Genomic DNA, 22,035 nt, shown 5'->3' on the forward strand with positions numbered 1-22,035 from the left:
CATCGCCGTGCTGGCACGCTGCGTGGGCGAGGAGATCGAGATGGAGCGCTGTATCGGCTCGCTCCGGCAGGCGCAGGATCGGCTGGGCCACACTGGCGGTCGAGACGAACTGACCGGGCTGGACGATCGGCAAGGGATCGCCAGTGAGCTGGACAACGAACTCGACCGGCTGCGCGGGCAGCCGTCACGTACGTTGAGCGTCGTGCTGCTGGCCGTGGATCATTTCGACACGCTCGACGCGCGCTATGGCGACGGCGCGGGCAATGCCGTACTGCGCCATGTCGCCGCAATCTGTCGGGATACGCTGCGTGCAGGCGATCGGGTCGGGCGCTGGAGTGGCGACGAATTACTGCTGCTGTTGCCCGACACCACCAGCGAACAGGCGCTCGTTACGATCGAGCGTCTGCTCCAGCTAGTGCGCAACAACCACGCCCCGGGCGCAGCAGGACCCATGGACGTGACCGCCAGTGCCGGCGTGATCGAAGCCAAGGGGGAGTCCAATGCCCAGGTGATCGTGCACCGTGCCGATATCGCACGCCATCTGGCGCGTTCGAAGGGTCGGGATCGGGTCGAAGCGGGCTAGCGAGACCGGGCCGAAAGCCCTCAGCCGCGCAATGCTGGCGCAGCATGGGGGCCGCGCGATGCGCTGTCAGCGCATGGGAAAACGGGGGATGGCGCTCCCTACGAGACTCGAACTCGTGTTTTCGCCGTGAGAGGGCGACGTCCTAGACCGCTAGACGAAGGGAGCAGCGATCGGCCGCACAGTATAGCGACAAGCGCGCGCGGCTCAAGTGATTTTTTGTCGCGACGATCAGTTGGCGACGGATAGCCCGTCGGCATAGAGCCGCCAGAGCAGCAGGACCGCATAGATCGCGATCAGCGCGCAGCATACGATCGTGACCGCCCGCGGGCCCTTGCTTTCGGGGATCGGTTCGCCGCGCAGTCGCCGCAGGCGCAGGATGAGCAGTCGCACCGCGAGCCAGCCGAGAAACGAAAACAGCAGCAATCCGAACAGCAGTTTCATCGCCGTATCTTGAGATGTGTCATGGCCATGCGCATACGGCCGGGGCGCGTAAGGACGCGCGTCGCGTCGGGTCCGATTTCGGCATACCCGCATGGCTTTTTGATGAAACCGGCATCGGCGACAACCACCCCGCGTCTCAGCCGGCGAATGGTTTCATCAGGTTGCCGAGGAACACGCCCGCCAGGCGCGGTTCCATGCATAGCGAGAACAGCACGCCGTAGCCTGCGCCCCACAGGTGCGCGCTGTGGTTGATGTGATCGTGGCCGATACGCCCGGCATAGAGGCCGTAGGCAGTGAACAGACCGGCATAGACGACTGCGGGAATGGGGAAGAAGAAGACATAGATGGTCGACCAGGGCGCGATCAGCACATAGGCGAACAACACCGCCGACACCGCGCCCGAGGCCCCCAGGCTGCGATAGCGGCTATCGTTTCGATGCCGCAGATAGCTGGGGATGATGGCCACCACCACGCCGACCAGATAGAAGATCGCGAACCCAGCAGCGCCGATGTAGCGCTCGAAAAACCCCTCGATCGCGCGGCCGAAGAAGAACAGCGTGATCATGTTGAACAGCAGATGCTGGCCATCGGCATGAATGAAGCCGTGGGTCAGCAGGCGCTGGTATTCGCCGCGATTGACCGCCGGCGGCCAGAAGATCAACCGCTCCATCATGTCGCGGTTCTGGAATGCGGTGAATGAGACAGCGCAGGTCACCGCTATCAATAGAATCGTGACGATCATCGAGGCCTTTCCCGAAACAAAAGGTTCAAGCGCCCGAGTCAGGCGCGCGCCAATCCATGGTACCCGCTGTCGTAGTGCTCGGTGATACCGCAGCGCATCCGGCGTTTGCCGCCCGGCCCGCGGTAGGCGAGCGATCGAGGCGATGCCGTTTGCCCGGACCGCGCAGCGTGCGGGGCGTCAAAAAGGTTTGAGTCCGAATCTCTGTGGCAGCGCGGGTTCGTCGATCTTGCCGATCTGGGCAAAGTCCGCGCGGCCGAGAATCTGGTTGAGCCGGCGGGAGCTGTCCGTACTGCGCACCACGCGGATGCGCGCAGGCTGGCCGTCGTCGCCCAGGCGCAGTACCCAGGCGAGAAAGCCGCTCGAACAGTGCACGAGGCTGCCGATGGGGTAGATGCCCTGGCGCTTCATGTAGCGCTGTAGCCACTCGCGATCTGCCTCGTCACAGCTGTGATAAAGGCTGCGGAACACCTCGAGTGGCGTGCCGGCTTCGTGGGCGCCGATCCCGCCCCGGGTCTTGACTTCGATCAGATCGACGATGCGCGCGGCACGTGCGAGCGCGGCCAGCGCGACCGGCAGATTGGCGGCATCGGCCGCGTCGGTCGAGTTCAGGCCTTCGATCACCGCCCGGCGTGCGCCGCTCGCCGCCCAGGAGCCAGCCGATCCCAGGGCCTTGTTGAGCTCTACATGACTGTTGGTGGGTGCGCTCGGGTCGGTGATCAGCGAATCGCTCGCCGCGGTTTGCGGCCCGGCCTGGCGGATGTTGCCGAGGTCGTGCACGAGTGCGGCGAGAACGATATCGCGCAGATTGCGAACGAGAGTTTCCTCGGTCTGGACAAGATCGGCCAGGCGACCGGCCACGACGATACAGTGGTGCAGCAGGGCCGGCTGCTCGGTGAGGCAGCACAGCGCATAGAGAAACGCCGGCCGGTCCTCGGCGAGCAGCGCGCAGAGCGTATCCGCGCATTTTTCGAGTTCGTCGATGGGCAGCTCACGGCCGTGGCGCAACGCGATCGCGGCGGCGCCCAGGGTATGGGCGATCTGGCGCAATGGGCCCACCATCGAGGTGGTGCTGGCGTAGAGGGCTTTCTCCTGTTGATCCAGGCGAACCGCCACCGGTGACTCGGCACCGCCGATGAACAGCCGCGACGGCTGAATCATGTGGTTTCGACCCTGCCCGGCACGAAAGGCGATCTCGCGCTCCATTTCGCGCAGCAAGGCCGGTACTTCGGTCTGTCGGATGCCACCAGACGTCGCAAACGCGAAGCCGACGTAGGCATAGGCGTTACGTTCGGCCATCTGGACATGGCGGACCACGGCCGCCATCGAAGCGCGGGTGCCGTTTGGGAACTCGATGAGCAGGGCGGCGACCTGCTGGCCGGAGGTCAGCAGCATGCCCGAGCGCAGCTCGATCTCGATACCGCAGCCGCCCAGGGAAAGATCCATCAGCCGCGCGTCGATCGGTTCCTGGTTTTCGTGCACCTGCAGCTGTACCAGCGCGCGCATGCCCCGTACGAGTCGAACCCGCGTGGATTCGCGCTTGTTGGAGACATATACACGTTCCGGCTTGGCGATGATCAGCTCGGGCGGGTCGGCCTCGATACTGAACTGTTCGACCGCGATCCCGCTGAACAACAGGGCTTCCGTACCCAGGCTGGCATGCAGGCGCACGCCCGCAGCAAAGCGATCGCGGGCCAGACCGAGCACGTCGATCATCAGCCGAATACGCTGGCCGGCAGCCTCGATGCGGAATTCCTGGATATCAAAGCGTTCGCCGGTGGCCACGCACTCCAGGCGCAGGTCGCAGTAGGGGCGCTCCTGCATGGCCTCGAACGCGCTCGCGACGCGGTCGCCGTCGTTGATTTCGATTCGGGGAGCGTCTACCACTTGCGTTCGCAACCGCGTAGGCGGGTACCGATCGGGTTGATGGTAGCGCCCCTATCGGCCGCCTGGGCGCAGGATTGAATAGGGGCTGGGCTGAATCGTGTCATCGGTGTCGCCATGGGCCGGGTAAGTCAGCGACCGCGGGTTGCGGCATGCGCGCGCCCGGCCGCGCCGAAAACGGTACGGCCGATGCGTATTCCGACCGCCCGTGCGCCTTGGTTGGCCGGATTGAAATCGGTATTGCGCGGGTCGATCTCGTAAAGATGATACCCGCCCTGCGGGGATGTCGTGTAGTAGTCCACACGCTCTTCGACCGGCACGTCGGCCCGGTGTTGCAGACGATAGAGCAGATAAACGCCGAGCACGACCAGAAAGACGGTGTTGGTATAGAACAGGCCGTTGGGGCCGAATTCGTCCATGGCCGTGGCCGACACCACGGGCCCGATACAGCTGCCGATGCCATAGGCCAGCAGCAGCGTGGTGCTGGCCGCGGTAATCCGATGACTGGGCATCTGATCATTGGTGATCGCGACCGAGACCGGGTAGAGCGCCGCCGACAAGCCCATATACAGCCCGACCACGCAGATCAGCGCCACCGCATGGGTATTGCCCACGAAGGGAATGGCAGCGCTGGTCATCGCGGCCACTACGAGCACGCCCATGAGCACCCGGCGACGGTTGAACCGATCGCACAGACGCCCGATCGGCCAGGCCAGGAGCATCGCCCCCACGATGGCGCTCGCCATGAACAGCGATAGACGATCCGTCGGCAGTCCGATGCGATCGGCATATACCGGGGCCATCGCATAGAAGGCGTTCACCAGCAGCCCCGCGATCAGGGCGCCGCTCACGCCCACCGGCGACGTGCGATAGAGCGACACCAGCGACAAACGCTCGGTGCCCTCGACAGCCGGTGCATCCATGCGCGTCAATGAGAGCGGAATCACCGCCACGGTCACGAGCATTGCCGCCAGCGTGAACGGAAACACGTTCTCCGGCGCGCTCACGTTGATGAGCAGCTGACCCGAGGCCGTCGAGAGAAAGAACACGATCTGGTAGACGGCAAACAGCCGGGCCCGGTTGTCGTTGGTCGCGCGGCTGGAAAACCAGCTCTCCATGACGATCATCAGCCCGGCCATGGCAAAGCCCGCAAAGGCACGCAGCCCGGCCCAGAGCGGCGCGTTTACCGCCAGCGGGTAGATCTGGATGGTCACCGCCAGCGCCGCCGCGAACACGGCAAAGGCACGGATATGGCCAACACGCTCGACCACCCGTTCGGCGAACACGGTGCCCAGGGTGAAACCGATCGAATAGCACACCAGAATCCAGCCGATCAGGCTGGTGGAAAAACCTTCCACGCTCAGACGCAGACCGAGCAGGGTCATCAGAAATGCGTTGCCGCTGATCAACAGAATGATACTGGCAATGAGCGCGAGCAGAGAGGTGGCCAAACGTGTCATCGAACAACCAAAACCAAAGCGTGCAAATGAAAACAAAAAATCGAACGACGGCCGCGTTCGCGGCGATGCCTAGACGCGCGGTGCGTCGGCGAGCGTGATCTGCGGATGATCAAAGGCGATATGCCCGGCGATCGCGGCCATCTCCGCCCGTGGCTCGGGATAGACCCACCCAGCGTTGTCGTAACGCACGCCGTCGACCACCACATGGTAGTAACGCGTCTCGCCCTTGTACGGGCAATGCGTTTGCCTGTCCGAGCGTTGGAGGCAGTCCGAGGCGATTGCGTGCCAGGGCAGATAGAAACGATCCGCATAGCCGCGTTCTCTCAGGCGAAGCGCCTTATCGGAATGCCCGATTGCCTGGTTGCCGGCATATGCATACACAGGCGTTGGGTGTGCCTGCAATTCGATACGGCCGTCGAAATATGCCGGCATGGCGGCTCCTGGAACGTCGGGTCTTAGTCGATACGCTGCGATAGCGGGTGGCGTCGGCGGCCATAGTCTGATGTTGTAGCCGCGTAAATCAAGCCACGATGCGACAATTCCCCCGATTCTTAGATAACCGCAGCACACGCCCGCCGTCATCGTCCGCCACGGTGGACTCGGCCCGTATCGAGGCAAGGCGCCATCGAGCGGCGAGCGTGTCAGCCAAGCAAGGAATACGCGATGGACTTTTTCTATAACGCTCCCGAGCGCGTCGTCGACGAGACCATCGACGGTCTCGCACGCGTGGCCCCCGTCAAGCGCAGCGCCGAAACCCACGGCGTGCGGGTGATCGTCGATCGCGACTGGAACAAGCAGGGCGTGGCGGTGCTCTCCGGCGGCGGCGCCGGGCACGAGCCGGCACATGCGGGGTTCGTGGGCGAAGGCATGCTGGCCGCGGCGATTGCCGGCGATATCTTCACCTCGCCCAGCGTGGAAGCCGTGCTGGCCGCCATTCGTGCCACCTGTGGTGAGGCCGGCTGTCTGCTCGTCATCAAGAACTACACCGGCGACCGGCTCAATTTCGGTCTGGCCGCCGAGCGGGCCACCCGTGAAGGGTATCGGGTACGCAGCGTCATCGTCGCCGACGATATCGCGCTCGCCGACGCCACCCAGAAACGCGGACTGGCCGGTACCGTATTGGTACACAAGATCGCCGGCCACCATGCCGTAGCCGGCGCGGATCTCGATACGGTGGCCGATATCGCCCAGCGCGTCTGCGATGGCCTGTGCTCGATCGGGCTGTCGCTGTCGAGCTGTACGCTGCCCGGCCATGCCATCGATCGGCGCAGCGCCGAACTGGGTCTGGGCATCCATAACGAACCGGGCGTACGCGAGGTGGCGCCCGCGAATGCCGGCGAGGCCATGCAACTCGTGCTCGAGCCGTTGCTCGAAGCCATCGATGACCGCAGCGGCGGCGATACGCCGTTGATCATCATGCTCAACAACCTCGGCAGCTGTGCCACCCAGGAAATGGGCGTGCTGCTCAACGAATTGCTGACCCGCCTGCCGGCCGAGCGCGTGTCCCGGGTCGTGGCCCCGGCGCCGCTGATGACCTCGATGGACATGCACGGCTTCTCGGTCACCCTGCTGGCCGCGCAAGACGACTTCGTCGAGGCGCTGGAATCGCCGGTGGCCGCGCTCGCCTGGCCCGGGCTCTACCGGGCGCAAGCCGTCGAAACCTTCACCGTCGAATTGAGCGAGCGCGCGGAAAACGCCGTCGGTGCCCGCGACGCCGAACGCGAGCGGCGTATCGAAGACGTGGTCTCACGGCTGGTCGAGTCGAAGGACGCGCTCGACGCGCTCGATGCCAAGACCGGCGACGGCGATACCGGCACCACCTTCGCAGCCGGTGCCCGGGCGATCGGCGATGCCGTACAGGCACAGTCGCTTTCCAGCGGCGACGATGCCCGCCTGGCCTACGAGATTGGCGATATCCTGGCCCGCGACATGGGCGGCTCCAGCGGCGTGCTGCTGTCGATCCTTTGCACCGCCGCCGGCGCGGCGCTGGCGGACGGGCGCAGCTGGCCCGAAGCGCTCGGCCGCGGTATCGAGCGCATGCAGCACTACGGCGGCGCCGCCCGGGGCGATCGCACGCTCCTCGATGCCCTGATTCCTGCCGTCGAAGCCCTGGTCGAAGGCGGTGATCTGACTGCGGCGGCCCGGGCCGCCCGTGAAGGGGCCGACGCCACACAATCCATCACCCATGCCCGCGCCGGCCGGTCGGCCTATGTGCCCGAAAACGCACTGCGCGGGCTCACCGATCCGGGCGCTGAAGCAATTGCCCGGCTGTTCGAACAACTGGCGACGTGATAGAGCCTGTTCAACCCGACACGGATATAGACGAATTATCGGGTTAATAACGCGAATACACATTGGCGTTAAAAGGCCCCAGCGCATACATGCTCCATGTGTTGCATGAGCTGCAACACATGGAGCGTGCAGGCTGTCGCAATGCAACAGCTGTTGCCAACGGCCGCATTCGCGCCATGCGTTGGTCGATACGGCCAGTTTAATAAAAAACCTTTCAAAAATAGCGTTCTGGAAAATGCTTGCTGCGGTTTTTGGGCGGCCGGACCGCTCGCAACGGCACTGGCATGGCGCTTGCTCCCTTGAAGCTCAATAAAACGCGGCCTGCGTGACAGCCGCATAAAAGTAGCGTTCGAGGAGATCCCTGAAACGGCGTGCCTGCGCGATGTCGGTTCGGCCGCTGTAGCGGTTGGGCCCGCGTGCCTGTACCGCGTCGATGTCCGGCCTCGAGCGTTTTCTTAGCAAAAGGAGCGCTATTCATGAGCCAGCCGGCAGAATCCGAGCAGAACTTCATCGACGGCCGTTTCGTGGCCGCCCGCGGGGAAACCATTGCAGTGGAGAACCCGGCCACCCACACCACGATTGGCCACATTCCCGACAGCGATGCCGAGGCCGTCAATACGGCGGTGGCTGCGGCGCGGCGTGCCCAGCCTTCCTGGGAAAAGCGCCCGGCCATCGAACGGGCGGGCTTTCTACGCCAGATCAGCGCCAAGCTGCGAGAGCGCGTAGCCGAGTTCGCGGACATCATCGTGCGCGAACAGGGCAAGGTGCGCGCGCTCGCCGAGGTGGAAGTCAACTTCACCGCCGACTATATCGACTATATGGCCGAGTGGGCGCGCCGTATCGAGGGCGAGGTCATCGAGAGCGACCGCGCAGGGGAGAGCATCTTCCTGCTGCGCAAGCCCGTGGGTGTAGTCGCCGGCATCCTGCCCTGGAATTTCCCCTTCTTTCTGATCGCCCGCAAGATGGCGCCGGCATTGGTGACCGGCAACACCGTGGTCATCAAGCCCAGCGAGGAAACCCCGCTCAATGCCTATGCGTTTGCGAAGCTGGTTGCCGAAATCGATCTGCCCGCCGGCGTCTTCAACCTGGTGGGCGGCCGCGGGGCGAGCACCGGCGATGCGCTGTGTGCCCACCCGGATGTGCGCCTGATCACCTTTACCGGCAGCGTGGCCACCGGCTCGCGGATCATGGCCACCGCGGCGAAGAACCTCACCCGCGTGAACCTCGAACTCGGCGGCAAGGCGCCCGCGATCGTACTCGCCGATGCCGACCTGGATCTGGCCGCGAAGGCGATCTGCGATTCGCGCACCATCAATACCGGCCAGGTCTGCAACTGCGCCGAGCGCGTCTATGTCGAGAAGAGCGTGGCCGAACCGCTGGCAGAAAAGATCGCGGCTCATCTCAAGGCTACGCGCTACGGCGATCCGTCGGTCGAAAACGAGTTGGACATGGGCCCGCTCATCAACCGAGCCGGGCTGGACAAGGTCGCTGCCATGGTCGAGCAGGCCCAGGCCGACGGCGCCACGGTGGTGACCGGCGGCAGCACCGCCGATCTCGGCCAGGGCTATCACTACCTGCCCACGCTGCTGACCGATTGCCGGGCCGACATGGCGATCATGCGCGACGAAATCTTCGGCCCGGTACTGCCCATGCAGACCGTCGACTCGCTGGATGAAGCCATCGCGCTCGCCAACGATTCCGAGTACGGCCTGACCTCGTCGATCTACACCACGAACATCAATGCGGCGATGCAGGCAGTGCGCGGGTTGCAGTACGGCGAAACCTATATCAACCGCGAGAATTTCGAGGCCATGCAGGGCTTTCATGCCGGCCGTCGCAAGTCCGGCATCGGCGGTGCCGACGGCAAGCACGGCCTCTACGAGTTCATGGAGACGCACGTCGTCTACATGCAGCACGGCTAACCGCACCGAGGAGAACAAGCACAATGAAAACGACACGATTCAATTCCACGCTCGCCTGGCAACGGCGTGCCGGCCTGGCATTGGCGCTGTTCGCGTTCTGCCAGCCCATGGCTTTCGCCGAAACCGGCAGCGGTACACGCGGGCCGGCCGATGTCGACGGCGAGCGCATCATAAAGGCGGACAAGGAACCCGGCAACTGGATGAGCACGGGCCGGACCTACGACGAGCAGCGCTACAGCCCGCTTGACGAAATCAACGAAGACAACGTGGACGAGCTCGGCCTGGCCTGGCAGTACAAGCTGGACGTCGATCGCGGCGTCGAAGCGACGCCGATCGTGGTCGACGGCGTGATGTATACCACCGGTGCCTACAGCATCGTGTACGCCTTCGATGCCGCTTCGGGCGAGCTCCTGTGGAAACACGACCCGAAGGTCGATCGCACCAAGGCGGCAAGCTTTTGCTGTGGTGTGGTCAACCGCGGCGTGGCGGTATGGAAAGGCAAGGTCTTTCTGGGCACGCTGGACGGGCGCATGGTGGCCATCGACGCTGCCAGCGGCAAGGAAGTCTGGTCGGTGGATACCATCATCGACCACGATCGCAGCTACGGGATTACCGGCGCGCCGCGTATCGTCAAGGATAAGGTCATCATCGGCAACAGCGGCGCCGAGTTCGGCGTGCGCGGCTATATCACCGCCTACGATACGGAAACGGGCGACAAGGCCTGGCGCTTTTTCACGGTGCCCGGCGACCCGGCCAAACCGCAGGAAAACGAAGCCCTCGAAATGGCGGCCAAGACCTGGCACGGCGATGCCTGGATCGAGCAGGGCGGCGGCGGCACGGCCTGGGATTCCATGGCCTACGACCCCGACCTGAACCTGCTCTATGTCGGTGTAGGCAACGGCTCGATGTGGAACTACAAGGCACGCTCCGATGCCAAGGGCGACAACCTGTTCCTGTCGTCGATTCTGGCCATCAACCCGGACAACGGCGAGTATGTCTGGCATTACCAGACCACGCCCGGCGATGCCTGGGACTACACCGCGACCCAGCACATGATCCTGGCCGATCTCGAAATCGACGGCGAGCAGCGTGAAGTGATCATGCAGGCGCCCAAGAACGGCTTTTTCTATGTGCTCGACCGCAAGACCGGCAAGGTGATTTCGGCCGAGAAATATGCGCCCGTGAACTGGGCCGAGAAGGTGGATCTGGAAACCGGGCGCCCGGTGTTCACCGAGCATGCCAAGTACTGGAAGCAGGATGGCCCGGTGGTGGTGCAGCCGGGCTTCTGGGGCGGCCACGACTGGCAGCCGATGTCCTACAACCCCAACACGGGTTTGGTCTATATTCCCAAGCACTACTTCGAGGTGACCTACGAAGACGTGCGTGATCCGGAATGGACGCCGCAGAAGGGGTTCTACCAGCTCGGCACCAAGGCCGCGGCCATGTCCGACGACGCCGAGGAAATGCAGTCCTGGGCCGATCGCTGGACCGGCGGCCTGCTGGCCTGGGACCCGGTCAAGCAGGAAAAGGTCTGGGAAGTACCGCACAAGACCATTTTCAACGGCGGCACGCTGTCGACGGCGGGCAACCTCGTGTTCGAGGGCACCGCCGACGGGCGTGTGGTTGCCTATCGCGCCACCGACGGCAAGAAGCTGTGGGAATCGCCGGCCAACAGCGGCGTGATGGCTGCGCCGGTCACCTACAAGGCCGGCGGCGAACAGTACGTCACCTTCATGGTCGGCTGGGGTGGTGCGTTCTCCACCTTCGCGGGCGGTCAGTCCAAGAATGCGGGCGTGCGTCCCTATGCCGAGGTGCTGACGTTCAAGATCGGCGGCGACGAAAAACTGGCGGAGCCGAACTTCCCGCCGCTGGCCAAGCCTGAGCCGCCGAAGCAGACGGCTAGCGCGGCGGACATTGCCGAAGGCAAGGAGTTGATGAACGGCCACTGCAGCCAGTGTCACGGCATGAATGCCGCCAGCGGCGGCGTGACGCCCGATCTACGGCGTCTGTCGGCGGACACACACGACCGGTTCAAGGCGATCGTGATGGGCGCGCGTTTGAGCAAGGGCATGCCGTCCTATGCCGGCGTGCTCGAGCCGGCCGAGATCGACAAGATCCATGCCTATCTCATCAAGCGGGCCAATGATCTGCTCGACGAGGAGTATAGCGACGATCAATAGATTGTCGGCTTAGCTACGCTGACCGAGGGCCGCGTCGTTCGACGCGGCCCTTTTTTTGCGGCCGCCCTAGGACTGGTTTTTCGGATCGACGATATGCAGCCGTGCCATGCGCCGATATACGGTGGAGCGGGCAACGTCTAGATCGCGTGCCACGGCCGCGATATTCCAGCGCCGCTGTTGCAGATGAGCAAGCAGGCGTTTACGAGGCGTTTCGCCCGGTTCGGGATCACCGTGTTTGTCGGCGACGCTCGGCAGGCGTGCCGGCATGGCGCTCGCCAGCGCTGCGGGTAGGTCCGAGATGTCGATGCCGTCGTCATCGGCCAGCGCGAGTGCGAAGCGCAGCACGTTACGCAGCTCGCGGATGTTGCCCGGCCAGTCGTGGGCAAGCAGGCGCTCGCGTGCGCCCCTCTGGATGCGGGCACGACACCCCAGCGTCTCGGCTTCGCGTTCGAGCAGGCGGCCGATCAGCCAGTCCACGTCACTGCGGTCACGCAGCGCGGGCAGGGAGAGCGTACCGCCGGCCAAGCGGTAGTAGAGATCCTGGCGGAATGCCCCTGCGGCCACCGCCGCGGCAAGATCGCGATGGGTTGCGGTAATCACGCGCACGTCGAGCGCGATCGGCGTATCGCTGCCCAGCGGCAAGACCTCGCGTTCGGCCAAAACCCGCAGCAGACGCGTTTGCAGTGCGATCGGCATGTCGCCGATTTCATCCAGAAAAAGCGTGCCGCCGTGGGCCTGTTGCAACAGGCCTTTCATGCCCTGCTGACGCGCGCCGGTAAACGTGCCGGGCGCATAGCCGAACAGTTCGCTTTCGATCAGCGACTCCGGCAGGGCTGCGCAGTTGATCGCCACGAATGGCGCGCTCGAACGATGGCTGCTGGCATGCAGGGCGCGCGCAAGCACCTCCTTGCCGGTGCCGGTCTCGCCTTCTATGAGCAGGTCGATCGGCTTGCTCGCCAGTCGTTCTGCGCGGGCAATCAGACGCTGCATGCGGCTATCGTCGTCCGCCATCGCCTGCAGGGCGCCGGTTGCTGCCGGGGCGCAGCGGGCGTGGACACGGCGGGGGCGACGTGGCTTGGATAGCGCCGCATGGAAGCTGTCGTGTGCCCAGCTGTGCAGGCGTACCCCGTCGCGGTCGTGTTTTAGCGAGTGTACTTGCGCGTTGCCGTCGCGAAAGAACGCACCGATGCCATGCCCGACCGGCGTCTGCCCGGTGGGTGGCTGGAGCTGGCGACGTGCGCCGGTGTTTGCGCCCACGATCATGCCGTCTTCATCGAGGGCCAGAATCAGATCGGCGTGGTTATCCACGAATGCCGCACTGCGGCCCAGCCGTAGCAGCCAGTGATCGCGAAAATGATGGCTGAAAAAACTGTCTTCGATAAGACGGGCATATAGCGAGGTCAGATGCCGGGCGAGCTGTTGGCCTTCGCGTGCGCCGGGCACCGACAACGCGGATATGTCCAGTACCGCGGCCACGCGGCCGTGCGGGTCGTGGAGCGGGGCAGCGGTACAGCTCAGATCGAGATGGCCGGCATAGAAATGATCGGTGCGGTGGCAGGTCAGCGTTTTTTGTTCGGCAATACAGGTGCCGATGCCGTTGGTGCCGACCGTGCATTCGTCCCAGACCGTGCCGGCCCGAAGACCCGCGGCCTCGAGTGCCGGATCGGCGCGTTCGCCGCCGCGGCATTCCAGGGCGATGCCGTCGCTGTCGGCCAGCATGGTGATATAGCCCTGACCCGCGATATGGCCATAAAGCTGGTCCATGCCGGTACGGGCGACATCCAGGTATTCGCCTACCCGCTGGCGGCGCTGCTGCAAATCAGCCGCGCTCACCTGACGAATGCCGGGGTTGTGCTCGGGCTGCAGGCCATATTCGCGCGCGCATCGTAACCACGATTTGCGGATGAGTCGCTCACCGCTTTCGCGGGCAACGGCCTGGCCCGAGTCGATGACCCGGCGGACGGTTTCACTGTGCGGCTGCGTCATCTCGCCACCCCGTCGGTGGGTCCATATTCAGCGGCCCACTATTGCGGCCCTGCGCGTTGGCTGCAACCGCCGCGTGGCTGTGTTCAGGAGTCGGCAAGCGCCCGCTCGACGAAATCCAGTCGATCCTGGCCGAAGAACAGTTCGCCGTTCACGATGAAGCTGGGTGCACCGAATATGCCCAGGCTCACGGCGGCTGCGGTGGCGTCGTTGAGCGCCTGCTTGATGGTGTCGTCCTCGACCTGCGCTTGAAAGTTCGCGACGTCCAGGCCGGCTTCGGTGAGCGTCAACTTCAGTTCGTGGCTGTCGCCGAGGTTGCGGTTGTCGGCCCACAGGGCACGAAAGACGGCGCTCACATAGGGCTCGAAGTTGGGCGTGCCCAGGTAGGCCATCGCGCCGCGCATCAGCGGCAGGGTGTTGATCGGGAAGGCGTCGTTGGGCTGGAAATCGATATCGTAGCGGTCGACAAAGCGCTGCATGTCGCGCCACAGGTATTCGCGTTTGGGCGCGCATTCGATCAGCGCGGGCGAGACGTTGTTCGTTGCCTTGAACACCCCGCCCAGCAGTATCGGGCGCCAGACCAGCCGCGCGCCAGTGCGTTCGAGTAGCTCGGGCAGCCTGACGTAGGCGAAATAGGCGTTCGGGCTGCCGAAATCGAAGAAGAATTCCAGGGTCTTGTCGGCGTCTGGCTCGGCCATGGTCGATATCTCGTTGTGTTTGTTGGGTGTCCACGGCCTCGTATCGGCCCCCGGATCGATAACTGGCGGCCGTTGTCGGCATACGCCGAATCCAGCATGCCGAATTTCGGGCATGCCGCCTATCGGTACGTGAGGTTACTGTCTGTGGCCGTTGCCGGGCGCTTATTAACCCGGCATAAAAATAGATGAGGGTTCGGGTTGATAACGCGTGTGTGCGAAAGCACGCACGCCACGGCCAACGGCCGTGAAGCCATTGGAGGAAACGACGGATATGTGCCGGTGTTTCGTTCGATGGCGTTGAAAACAGCTGACGTAGTCAGCTGTTTTTGTTGCCGGATTAATAGAACCGATACTGAGACGCCAGCCGTTCGTCCTTGCGCGGCCCGGTGATCGACCAGCTCAGATCGAAGCCGTGCTCGACGAGCCGCAGCCGGGCGTCGTAGCGATCGTCGCCGCAGACGTGGCGTTCGGCCGCCACCAGTTCGCCGGGGCCGGCCGCCACCAGATCGAATAACCAGACAGCGTCCTTTGCCCCGAAGCGCTCGTGCCACAGCGCGATGCGATCGCCCTGTGTCACCCAGCGATAGACGTTACGAAAGGCCACCGCCGCGCCTGTGGCGGCGGGCGTGAATTCGCCGCTTTCGTGAAAGCGCAGGCCGTCGGCATCGAGGCTTACGGCGACCTCCGCCTCGCCGTGGCCGGCCCAGCCGGTTTGCGACCCGTCGCCGGGCGTGGCTTGAAAGCGCAGCCTACGGATATCGGACAGGCGCGAATGCAGTTCTATAATCGCGGTTTTTGCGGCAATGGACGAGGCAGATCGAGGCATGGGGATACTGGTCGGCGTAACCGGGCTGTGGGCGTTTTCGTTCAGTCTGATCGGTGTCTATCTCTCCGGCCAGGTGGATGCCACCTTTGCCGTGCTGACGCGTATTACGCTCGCGCTGCTGGTGTTTGCGCCCATGATGCGCCTGCGCGGGCTGGGCTGGCGACTGGCCACGGGGTTGATGGCGGTAGGCGCGGTCGAACTCGGGCTGATGTACTTCTTTTTCTACCAGTCTTTTCTCTGGCTCTCCGTGCCCGAGGTACTGCTGTTCACCATCTTCACGCCGCTGTATATCTCGCTGCTGGAGGATGCACTCGAACGCCGCTTCGACCCGCGCTGTATGCTCGCGGCGCTCGGTGCGGTGGCTGGTGCTGCCGTGATTCGCTACCAGCCGCTCAGTGCCGACTATTGGCACGGTTTTCTGATCGTCCAGGGCGCGAATCTGTGCTTCGCCGCCGGCCAGGTGGGCTATCGACGCCTGAACGCGGTTCTGCCGGGCGATATGCCGCGGCGGGCGCTGTTCGGCTGGTTCTTTGCCGGCGCCTGGCCGTTGTCGCTGCTGCTGTTCTGGCTGCTGGGCGACGCCGACGCTCTGCCCAGCACGTCGCTGCAGTGGGGCGTGCTGCTATGGCTTGGTCTGGGCGCCTCGGGGTTTGGTTTTTATGCCTGGAATATCGGCGCCACCCGGGTGAATGCGGCGACGCTCGCGGTGATGAACAATGCGCTGATACCGGCCGGGCTCGCCGTGAACCTGTTGCTGTGGAACCGAGACGCCGACGTGCTGCGCCTAATCGCAGGCGCGGCGATCATCGTGCTGGCCCTGTGGCTGAGCCGGCGCGGCCAGCGCTCGACTGCCTGAGCGGCTACAGGCGCCGCCCGGATTCGCTTCAAAGCCCGGGGCGCCGGCGCGGGCTAGCCCTGGGGGCTGCGTGCGCCGGCTCGGACGGGCTTTCCAGCCCCGCGGTACGGGTGGCAATCACCTGCAGGGCGGCCAGCCACACCAGCGGCACGATTTCGATGAAGATGCGTTGCTCGACCATCCGGCCCACCACGATCGCCACCAGCGCCAGCGGCAGGGCAAAGAACAGCAGGCTCATCGCCAGCCGCCGGTCGAGATAGCGGTGCCAGAGCAACACCGGCAGATAGAGCGCGGCGGTGAATCGCGCCATGTAGGTAACCAGATACAGCGGGTTCGACAACGCCTCGAGGTTGTAGAGCAGATGAAACTCGTAGGCCGTGTTGCCCATATGCGCGTTCGGGTTGGTGTTGCCGGCGAACAGCGCGGTCAGCGGGAGCTGGATGGCAAGAAATACCGCCACCTGGGCTGCGACCATCAGCGCAGTGCGTTGCCAGCCCACCACCGGCCACAGCACCAGCGCGAAAGCCGGTACCAGAAACAGCGTGGTTTCGCGGTTGACGGTAGCCAGGGCAAACACGGCCAGGTACAGCACGAAACTTCGCAGATCGGGCGTACGCGTCAGGCGCACCATCAACAGAATCAGCGCCAGCGTGAACATCGCAGCCGGCAGGTCGTAGACGTAATAGAAGATCGCCCGCGGCTCCCAGCCGCCGATATCCAGCGGCGGGCTGTCCGACGACAGGGCCGCGGCCATCTGCAGATCGGGCGCGATCAGGTGCAGCAACATCGGTACCAGCACGGTAAAGGCGAGCAGGCGGCGTACCGGTTCGCTGCGGCCTACGTTGAATACCACCAGCGCGCGATAGGCCAGGGCGATGAGCAGCATCCAGCCCGCGACTTCCATGAGTGCGAACAGCAGGGTCTCGCCCACGGGGGCAACCTGTTGTATCGCGGCCGCGATCGCCGGCAGCAGTACCCGATGCTGGAAGGGCTCTACGGCCTGGAAATGCACCAGCTGATCGAACGTGGTGAGTTCGAACGGGCGGGTCGTGGTCAGGCGCAGACAGCTCAGAAACAGGGCCAGAAAAAGGCTGGCCAGCCACCATGCACACCGCTCGGCGGTGGTTGCACGGTAAGCATTAGGCGCAGACAGCACAGGCGGCGACATACCGAACCTCGGGACGGGAACACAGTGGAAGCGCGATCCGCCCCTCGTGCCAAATCGCTGCAACAATCTAGCAGATTGCTGGATTGTTGCGCGCTGTTGGCGTCGGCGAACTGCTAAGGTCAGCGCCTATGCTAAAAGCCCCGGGCTGGCGGCGTAAAATTTTTGTTAAGGACGAAACGCCATGAAAGCAGTCGTACTGCGCAAACCGGGCGGGTTGGATCGTATCGAGACGGCTCGGCATGAGCCGCGCTCGCCGCAGGCCGGCGAGATCTGCGTACGCATTGCCGCCAGCTCGCTGAATTTCCACGACTATGCTGTGGCCAACGGCAGCATTGCGGTGCCCGACGGCCGCGTGCTGATGTCCGACGGCGCCGGCGAAGTGGTAGAAGCCGGCAGCGAGGTAAGCGAGTTCGCCGTGGGCGATCCGGTGGTTTCGACCTTCTTTCCCAACTGGCAGGACGGCGCCATCACCCCGGCCAAACGCCAGGGCACGCCGGGCGACAGCGGCGAGGGCATGGCCGCCGAATACGTCACTGCCCCGGTAACCGCGTTCACCCGGGCACCGGCCGGTTACAGCGCGCAGCAGGCGGCCACGCTGCCCTGTGCCGCGCTTACCGCCTGGCGTGCACTGATGGTCGAGGCACGCATCAAACCCGGCGATACCGTGCTGACGATGGGCACCGGCGGTGTTTCGATCTTTGCCCTGCAGTTCGCCCGCGCGGCCGGGGCCCGGGTGATCGCCACTTCCAGCTCGAACGCCAAACTCGAACGCCTGCGCGAGCTGGGCGCCGATGCCACGGTCAACTACGTCGACGACCCCGACTGGGGCAAGACCGTGAAACGCCTCACCGACGGGCGCGGCGTGGATGCGGTGGTGGAAATCGGCGGCCCCGGCACGCTCGCGCAGTCGATTGCCGCCTGTCGCATGGGTGGGCATATCAGCCTCATCGGCGTGCTCACCGGGCTGGCCGGCGAAGTGCCCACGGCCGCGTTTTTCTATTCCAACCTCAACATGACCGGCATCACGGTCGGCAGCCGCGCCCAGCAACAGGATATGGTGCGCGCGATCGAGGCCAGCGGTATCGAGCCGGTCATCGACCGCTGCTTTGCACTGGAAGAACTCGCCGATGCCTTCCGCTATCAGGAAAGCGGCCAGCATTTCGGCAAGATCGGTATTACGATCTGAACCCTTGTCGAGTAGCGAGCCGCGCGCATGAGCCCCACCGACTTCGTTGACCGTTCACCGTTTCGTGTGACCGTGCTTGCTACCGGCGGCACGCTGGAGAAGAGCTACGATGCACGCTCGGGCCAGCTGTCGCTGGCCGCGCCGGTGATCGACGGCCTGCTTGAACAGCTCGACATGCCCGATGTGGCGGTCCGGGTGGAACGGCTCATGGCCAAGGATTCGCTCGACATGACCGATGCCGACCGGCAGGCGATCGTGGCCGAGGTACAGCGCATACTCGATGAGGAAACGGTCGATGCGGTACTCGTCACCCACGGCACGGATACGCTGGCCGATACGGCGATGGCGCTGCATGCGGCGCTCGCACCGGCCGCGCCGGTCGTGCTCACCGGTGCCATGCGCCCCTACCGGGTCGCCGCAAGCGACGGCCTGCAGAACGTTGCCCAGGCGCTCATGGCAGCGCGGTTGCTTGCGCCCGGGGTCTATGCCGTGATGCACGGGCGCGCCATCGCGGCCGATCGCGTCTGCAAGGACTACGAGCGCCTCACCCTCACGACACGCGCTTGAAGCATGGGCTCTAGCCAATACGGCGTCTGGTGCCAGCAAGCCGCGTCCCCCGGCGGCATACAGGGGCAGGCATGCCACGCGTAGCCCCCGCGCTCACCGAAGGTTCGATCGTAAGAGCGCTGTTCTCGCTGGCGGTACCGATCGTATTTGCCAACCTGCTGCAGACCGCCTACCAGCTTATCGATACCTTCTGGGTGGGCCGGCTGGGCGCGAGCGCGGTCGCTGCGGTGTCGCTGAGCTTTCCGGTGATTTTCTTTCTGATCTCGTTGGGGCTCGGCCTGGCGGTGGCCGGCACCATCCTCGTGGCCCAGTACCAGGGCCGCGGCGATACGGCGATGGTCAACCGCGTCTCGGCCCAGGCTTTGATCGGCGTGGGGGCCATATCGCTGGTGCTGGCCGTGCTCGGCGTGCTCGGCGCGCATGCGGTGGTCGCCTTCCTGGGAGCGGCGGAGGATGTACTGCCGCTGGCCACGGAATATCTGCGCGTGTCGTTCGTTGGCCTGCCGTTTCTGTTTGCCTATGTGATCTTCCAGTCGCTCATGCGCGGGGTGGGCGATGCGCGTACGCCGTTGCTGATCGTCACCGGCACGGTGGCGCTGAACTTCGTGCTCGACCCGTTGTTCATTCTGGGCTGGGGGCCGGTGCCCGGCATGGGCGTAAGCGGGGCGGCGCTGGCCACGGTCATCACCCAGGGGCTGGCCGCGGTCGTGGGCCTGGCCATGCTGTTTTCCGGGCGCTATGGCATTCGACTGCAGCGTAGCCATCTGGTGCCGGATTTCGCCCTGATCTGGCGTTTGCTCAAGCTCGGGCTGCCCGCGGCGGTGGAGCAGTCCACCCGCGCGCTCGGGCTCATGCTCATGACGATACTGGTGGCCGGCTTCGGCACCATCACGCTGGCGGCCTACGGGATCGGCACGCGCATGCTCAGCTTCGTGATCATTCCGGCCCTGGGGCTGTCGCAGGCCAGCTCCGCGCTGATCGGCCAGAATATCGGCGCCCAGCGTATCGACCGGGCCGAACACACTGCCTGGCTGAGTGCCGCGATCGGCTTCGTGCTGCTGTCGCTGGTGGGCGTTGTTACCTTCGTTTTCGCGCGGCCCATCGTGACCCTGTTCGTGCCCGACGCGCCCGCGGTCATCGAAACGGGCAGCCTCTTCGTGCGGATCACCGCGCTGGCCTATGGGGTGGTGGGGGCCCAGATCGTGCTCACCGGCGCGTTTCGCGGCTCGGGCAATACGCTGGTGGCCATGGCCATCGCGCTGGTTTCGCAATGGATGCTGCAGTTTCCGCTGGCCTGGCTGCTGGCCGAGCGCAGCGGCCTGGGTGCGACCGGTATCTGGATTGCCTACCCGATCCAGAACGTGCTTACCGCGCTGATCGTGGTGATCTGGTTTGCGCGCGGCAGCTGGAAGCATCGCAACGTCATCGAAGAACCCGCGCCGGCAAGCGAAGTGTCGCGTTACCGGCCGGGCAGTGTCACCAATACCACCCTGCGCTAGCTGCCTGTGGGCATGGCAAAGCCGGCGACAGCGCGTAGGCTATGCAGCCAGCCCGCTTTTTCGCGATTCGACGAGACCCGTTCATGAGCCATGCCCTGTCGACCCATTCCAGATCCCATCTGCTGGCACTGCTCGGCATCGCCGTGTTCTTCATGGCCAGCGGCATCGGGCATTTCATGTTCCCGGACTTCTTTCTGGCCATCGTGCCGGACTACATTCCCATGCCGGCGCTGATGGTGGCCATCAGCGGCCTCGGCGAGCTGTTGGGCGCGATCGGCATTCTCATGCGGCGTACGCGCCGGCTCGCCGGTTTCGGGCTGCTGCTGCTCACGCTGGCGGTTTTCCCGGCCAATATCTACATGGCCCAGAACCCGGAACAGTTCAGTCAGTTCGCGCCCTGGCTGCTGTACGCGCGGCTGCCCCTGCAGCTCGTCATCCTGATATGGATCGCTTACGCCATGCGCCGCGCGCGCAGCGGCTACGGCGATTTCTATTAACCGGGCATTAAGCCGCACGCCGCGCGATACTCAGCCGCGTGGGTTGCCCTGGTTCGTCGGCTGTAGGCCAGCAGCAACCCGCCCCGGCGCCGTAAAGCGACGCGCGGGGCGCAGTCGAGGCCGGGCGGGGCTCAGTGCGATCGTAGCGCCGTGATCAGCTCATTCTTGGACATGTCGGAACGCCCCTCGATGCCGATCTGCTGCGCCTTTTCATAGAGCTGCTCGCGCGTCCACTCTTCGTATTCCGGATGCTTGCCGCCTTTCTTACCGGCCTTTTTGCGTGAGGTATTCGCGATGCGCGCGGCTTTTTCTTTGCTCATACCCTCGTCGCGCAGCGCTTCGTACTGTTCCGGATCCTTGATGCTGCTGCGCTTTTCGTCTTCGCTCTGGGCCATGACCCTGTCCTGGTATGAATGATGGCCTCGATTCTGGCACGGTCGCAGTCTGTCTCCACACTTCGAACGACTCAGGTGAGCGCACCGGCGCGACGGCCATGCCCGAGCTGATCCACGACTTCGATGCCAATATCGCGGGCCGCGATTACGCGGTGGGCGATATCCACGGCTGCTTCTACATGCTCGATGCACTGCTCGAGCGCTTGGAGTTCGACGTGGCGAAGGATCGTCTGTTTTCGGTCGGTGATCTGATCGATCGGGGCCCGGACAGTGAGCGGGCGGCCGAATTTATCGATGCGCCCTGGTTTCATGCCATTCGCGGCAATCACGAGCAGATGCTGCTCGATGCGGTCGACCATGGCGGGCAGGACCGCGCCCTCTGGCATATGAACGGCGGCGACTGGTTCGAGGCCGTCGAGCCTCTTGCGGCCGACGCGCTGACCGAGCGAGTACGCCAGCTGCCGCTCGCGGCGGCGATCGAGCTGGTCGAAGGCGGGACGGCCGCGCTCGTACATGCCAATGTAATCGACCATAGCTTCGCCCGTACCGGGGCGTTGCTGGGTGCTGCCTCGGCCGAGGCCGAGGCGCTGTCCCTGTTGTTATGGAATCGCGATCGGGCCGATGCGCTCAACGGCAGGGGCTCCGGGCAGGTCGCCGTGGACGGCGTCGACGTGATCTATTTCGGGCATACACCCATGCGCGACGCCATGGCCTGTGCCAACACGCGCTGGCTGGATACCGGCGCCTTCATGGGCGGGCGGCTGTCGATCGCCGAGCTGGGCGTGGCCGGCGAGGTGTGGTCGCTGTCGAGCGACCTCGACACGCTTTATCGCGGCTGGCGTTGGGTCTGAAGCCGGCG

Annotated in this window: 20 protein-coding genes and 1 tRNA gene; 10 read left to right on the plus strand and 11 right to left on the minus strand. The window is 64.6% G+C overall.

The window, feature by feature from the left end; translation table 11 throughout:
* A partial coding sequence (locus CMN27_RS15540) for a GGDEF domain-containing protein (RefSeq protein ID WP_293627903.1) occupies nucleotides 1–583 on the plus strand: 583 nt, incomplete at its 5' end.
* 89 nt (nucleotides 584–672) lie between these two features.
* Here the strand turns inward: CMN27_RS15540 and CMN27_RS15545 are convergent.
* The 6 genes from CMN27_RS15545 to CMN27_RS15570 all read right to left on the minus strand — a co-directional run bounded on the left by CMN27_RS15545 (nucleotide 673) and on the right by CMN27_RS15570 (nucleotide 5,539).
* A tRNA-Glu gene (locus tag CMN27_RS15545) sits at nucleotides 673–748 on the minus strand.
* A 63-nt stretch (nucleotides 749–811) separates the two neighbouring features.
* Nucleotides 812–1,024 (minus strand): hypothetical protein, encoded by a 213-nt coding sequence (locus CMN27_RS15550; RefSeq protein ID WP_293627905.1) that lies wholly within the window; start codon nucleotides 1,022–1,024, stop codon nucleotides 812–814.
* 136 nt (nucleotides 1,025–1,160) lie between these two features.
* Nucleotides 1,161–1,766 (minus strand): rhomboid family intramembrane serine protease, encoded by a 606-nt coding sequence (locus CMN27_RS15555; RefSeq protein ID WP_293627906.1) that lies wholly within the window; start codon nucleotides 1,764–1,766, stop codon nucleotides 1,161–1,163.
* Between the two features lie 177 nt (nucleotides 1,767–1,943).
* Complete coding sequence (locus CMN27_RS15560; RefSeq protein ID WP_293627907.1) at nucleotides 1,944–3,650, minus strand: PilZ domain-containing protein; 1,707 nt, start codon at nucleotides 3,648–3,650, stop codon at nucleotides 1,944–1,946.
* Between the two features lie 128 nt (nucleotides 3,651–3,778).
* Nucleotides 3,779–5,107 (minus strand): MFS transporter, encoded by a 1,329-nt coding sequence (locus tag CMN27_RS15565; RefSeq protein ID WP_293627908.1) that lies wholly within the window; start codon nucleotides 5,105–5,107, stop codon nucleotides 3,779–3,781.
* A 69-nt stretch (nucleotides 5,108–5,176) separates the two neighbouring features.
* A complete protein-coding gene (locus CMN27_RS15570) occupies nucleotides 5,177–5,539 on the minus strand; it encodes a DUF427 domain-containing protein (protein ID WP_293627909.1) in 363 nt (120 codons plus the stop codon).
* Nucleotides 5,540–5,770: 231 nt separating this feature from the next.
* On the opposite strand from CMN27_RS15570, the gene CMN27_RS15575 reads away from it, so the two are divergent.
* The 3 genes from CMN27_RS15575 to CMN27_RS15585 all read left to right on the plus strand — a co-directional run bounded on the left by CMN27_RS15575 (nucleotide 5,771) and on the right by CMN27_RS15585 (nucleotide 11,501).
* Nucleotides 5,771–7,399, plus strand: coding sequence for a dihydroxyacetone kinase subunit DhaK (locus CMN27_RS15575; protein ID WP_293627910.1), 1,629 nt, complete (start codon nucleotides 5,771–5,773; stop codon nucleotides 7,397–7,399).
* Between the two features lie 476 nt (nucleotides 7,400–7,875).
* A complete protein-coding gene (aldA, locus tag CMN27_RS15580; RefSeq protein WP_293627911.1) occupies nucleotides 7,876–9,321 on the plus strand; it encodes an aldehyde dehydrogenase in 1,446 nt (481 codons plus the stop codon).
* Nucleotides 9,322–9,428: 107 nt separating this feature from the next.
* Entirely contained in the window at nucleotides 9,429–11,501 is a 2,073-nt protein-coding gene (locus CMN27_RS15585; protein WP_366515475.1) for a PQQ-dependent dehydrogenase, methanol/ethanol family, read from the plus strand.
* Between the two features lie 66 nt (nucleotides 11,502–11,567).
* Here the strand turns inward: CMN27_RS15585 and CMN27_RS15590 are convergent, their stop codons facing one another.
* The 3 genes from CMN27_RS15590 to CMN27_RS15600 all read right to left on the minus strand — a co-directional run bounded on the left by CMN27_RS15590 (nucleotide 11,568) and on the right by CMN27_RS15600 (nucleotide 15,008).
* Nucleotides 11,568–13,487, minus strand: coding sequence for a sigma-54-dependent Fis family transcriptional regulator (locus tag CMN27_RS15590; RefSeq protein ID WP_293627913.1), 1,920 nt, complete (start codon nucleotides 13,485–13,487; stop codon nucleotides 11,568–11,570).
* Nucleotides 13,488–13,570: 83 nt separating this feature from the next.
* A complete protein-coding gene (locus CMN27_RS15595) occupies nucleotides 13,571–14,182 on the minus strand; it encodes a 2-hydroxychromene-2-carboxylate isomerase (RefSeq protein ID WP_293627915.1) in 612 nt (203 codons plus the stop codon).
* 337 nt (nucleotides 14,183–14,519) lie between these two features.
* Nucleotides 14,520–15,008: a DUF6314 family protein gene (locus tag CMN27_RS15600; RefSeq protein ID WP_293627917.1), complete on the minus strand. Its 489-nt coding sequence runs from the start codon at nucleotides 15,006–15,008 to the stop codon at nucleotides 14,520–14,522.
* Here CMN27_RS15600 and CMN27_RS15605 point away from each other — a divergent pair.
* Nucleotides 15,007–15,864 carry an EamA family transporter gene (locus tag CMN27_RS15605; RefSeq protein ID WP_293627919.1) on the plus strand — a complete coding sequence of 286 codons (858 nt, stop codon included), beginning with the start codon at nucleotides 15,007–15,009 and terminating at the stop codon, nucleotides 15,862–15,864. The genes CMN27_RS15600 and CMN27_RS15605 overlap by 2 nt on opposite strands.
* Nucleotides 15,865–15,892: 28 nt before the next feature.
* Here the strand turns inward: CMN27_RS15605 and CMN27_RS15610 are convergent, their stop codons facing one another.
* Nucleotides 15,893–17,032: a hypothetical protein gene (locus tag CMN27_RS15610; RefSeq protein WP_293627921.1), complete on the minus strand. Its 1,140-nt coding sequence runs from the start codon at nucleotides 17,030–17,032 to the stop codon at nucleotides 15,893–15,895.
* Nucleotides 17,033–17,213: 181 nt separating this feature from the next.
* On the opposite strand from CMN27_RS15610, the gene CMN27_RS15615 reads away from it, so the two are divergent.
* The 4 genes from CMN27_RS15615 to CMN27_RS15630 all read left to right on the plus strand — a co-directional run bounded on the left by CMN27_RS15615 (nucleotide 17,214) and on the right by CMN27_RS15630 (nucleotide 20,781).
* On the plus strand, nucleotides 17,214–18,218 hold the full coding sequence (locus CMN27_RS15615; protein WP_293627923.1) for an NAD(P)-dependent alcohol dehydrogenase: 1,005 nt from the start codon (nucleotides 17,214–17,216) through the stop codon (nucleotides 18,216–18,218).
* 27 nt (nucleotides 18,219–18,245) lie between these two features.
* Nucleotides 18,246–18,785, plus strand: coding sequence for an asparaginase domain-containing protein (locus tag CMN27_RS15620; protein ID WP_293627925.1), 540 nt, complete (start codon nucleotides 18,246–18,248; stop codon nucleotides 18,783–18,785).
* Nucleotides 18,786–18,856: 71 nt separating this feature from the next.
* The gene (locus CMN27_RS15625) at nucleotides 18,857–20,284 is read left to right on the plus strand and encodes an MATE family efflux transporter (RefSeq protein ID WP_293627926.1); all 1,428 of its coding nucleotides are present in this window, start codon (nucleotides 18,857–18,859) and stop codon (nucleotides 20,282–20,284) included.
* Nucleotides 20,285–20,367: 83 nt separating this feature from the next.
* The gene (locus tag CMN27_RS15630) at nucleotides 20,368–20,781 is read left to right on the plus strand and encodes a hypothetical protein (RefSeq protein ID WP_293627927.1); all 414 of its coding nucleotides are present in this window, start codon (nucleotides 20,368–20,370) and stop codon (nucleotides 20,779–20,781) included.
* Between the two features lie 131 nt (nucleotides 20,782–20,912).
* On the opposite strand, the gene CMN27_RS15635 is transcribed toward CMN27_RS15630, so the two are convergent.
* On the minus strand, nucleotides 20,913–21,176 hold the full coding sequence (locus tag CMN27_RS15635) for a Rho termination factor N-terminal domain-containing protein (RefSeq protein ID WP_293627928.1): 264 nt from the start codon (nucleotides 21,174–21,176) through the stop codon (nucleotides 20,913–20,915).
* A gap of 98 nt (nucleotides 21,177–21,274) precedes the next feature.
* Here CMN27_RS15635 and CMN27_RS15640 point away from each other — a divergent pair, with 98 nt between their 5' ends.
* Nucleotides 21,275–22,027 carry a metallophosphoesterase gene (locus tag CMN27_RS15640; protein WP_293627929.1) on the plus strand — a complete coding sequence of 251 codons (753 nt, stop codon included), beginning with the start codon at nucleotides 21,275–21,277 and terminating at the stop codon, nucleotides 22,025–22,027.
* Nucleotides 22,028–22,035 lie beyond the last annotated feature (8 nt).

It is taken from the genome of Salinisphaera sp. (assembly GCF_002729955.1).
In the GTDB taxonomy this organism is placed as follows: Bacteria; Pseudomonadota; Gammaproteobacteria; order Nevskiales; family Salinisphaeraceae; genus Salinisphaera.

Coding starts and splice junctions, on each gene's coding strand:
- CMN27_RS15550 (WP_293627905.1), bottom strand. CDS start 1,024: ATGAAACTGCTGTTCGGATTGCTGCTGTTTTCGTTTCTCGGCTGGCTC.
- CMN27_RS15555 (WP_293627906.1), bottom strand. CDS start 1,766: ATGATCGTCACGATTCTATTGATAGCGGTGACCTGCGCTGTCTCATTC.
- CMN27_RS15565 (WP_293627908.1), bottom strand. CDS start 5,107: ATGACACGTTTGGCCACCTCTCTGCTCGCGCTCATTGCCAGTATCATT.
- CMN27_RS15570 (WP_293627909.1), bottom strand. CDS start 5,539: ATGCCGGCATATTTCGACGGCCGTATCGAATTGCAGGCACACCCAACG.
- CMN27_RS15575 (WP_293627910.1), top strand. CDS start 5,771: ATGGACTTTTTCTATAACGCTCCCGAGCGCGTCGTCGACGAGACCATC.
- aldA (WP_293627911.1), top strand. CDS start 7,876: ATGAGCCAGCCGGCAGAATCCGAGCAGAACTTCATCGACGGCCGTTTC.
- CMN27_RS15585 (WP_366515475.1), top strand. CDS start 9,429: ATGGCTTTCGCCGAAACCGGCAGCGGTACACGCGGGCCGGCCGATGTC.
- CMN27_RS15590 (WP_293627913.1), bottom strand. CDS start 13,487: ATGACGCAGCCGCACAGTGAAACCGTCCGCCGGGTCATCGACTCGGGC.
- CMN27_RS15595 (WP_293627915.1), bottom strand. CDS start 14,182: ATGGCCGAGCCAGACGCCGACAAGACCCTGGAATTCTTCTTCGATTTC.
- CMN27_RS15605 (WP_293627919.1), top strand. CDS start 15,007: ATGGGGATACTGGTCGGCGTAACCGGGCTGTGGGCGTTTTCGTTCAGT.
- CMN27_RS15600 (WP_293627917.1), bottom strand. CDS start 15,008: ATGCCTCGATCTGCCTCGTCCATTGCCGCAAAAACCGCGATTATAGAA.
- CMN27_RS15610 (WP_293627921.1), bottom strand. CDS start 17,032: ATGTCGCCGCCTGTGCTGTCTGCGCCTAATGCTTACCGTGCAACCACC.
- CMN27_RS15615 (WP_293627923.1), top strand. CDS start 17,214: ATGAAAGCAGTCGTACTGCGCAAACCGGGCGGGTTGGATCGTATCGAG.
- CMN27_RS15620 (WP_293627925.1), top strand. CDS start 18,246: ATGAGCCCCACCGACTTCGTTGACCGTTCACCGTTTCGTGTGACCGTG.
- CMN27_RS15625 (WP_293627926.1), top strand. CDS start 18,857: ATGCCACGCGTAGCCCCCGCGCTCACCGAAGGTTCGATCGTAAGAGCG.
- CMN27_RS15630 (WP_293627927.1), top strand. CDS start 20,368: ATGAGCCATGCCCTGTCGACCCATTCCAGATCCCATCTGCTGGCACTG.
- CMN27_RS15635 (WP_293627928.1), bottom strand. CDS start 21,176: ATGGCCCAGAGCGAAGACGAAAAGCGCAGCAGCATCAAGGATCCGGAA.
- CMN27_RS15640 (WP_293627929.1), top strand. CDS start 21,275: ATGCCCGAGCTGATCCACGACTTCGATGCCAATATCGCGGGCCGCGAT.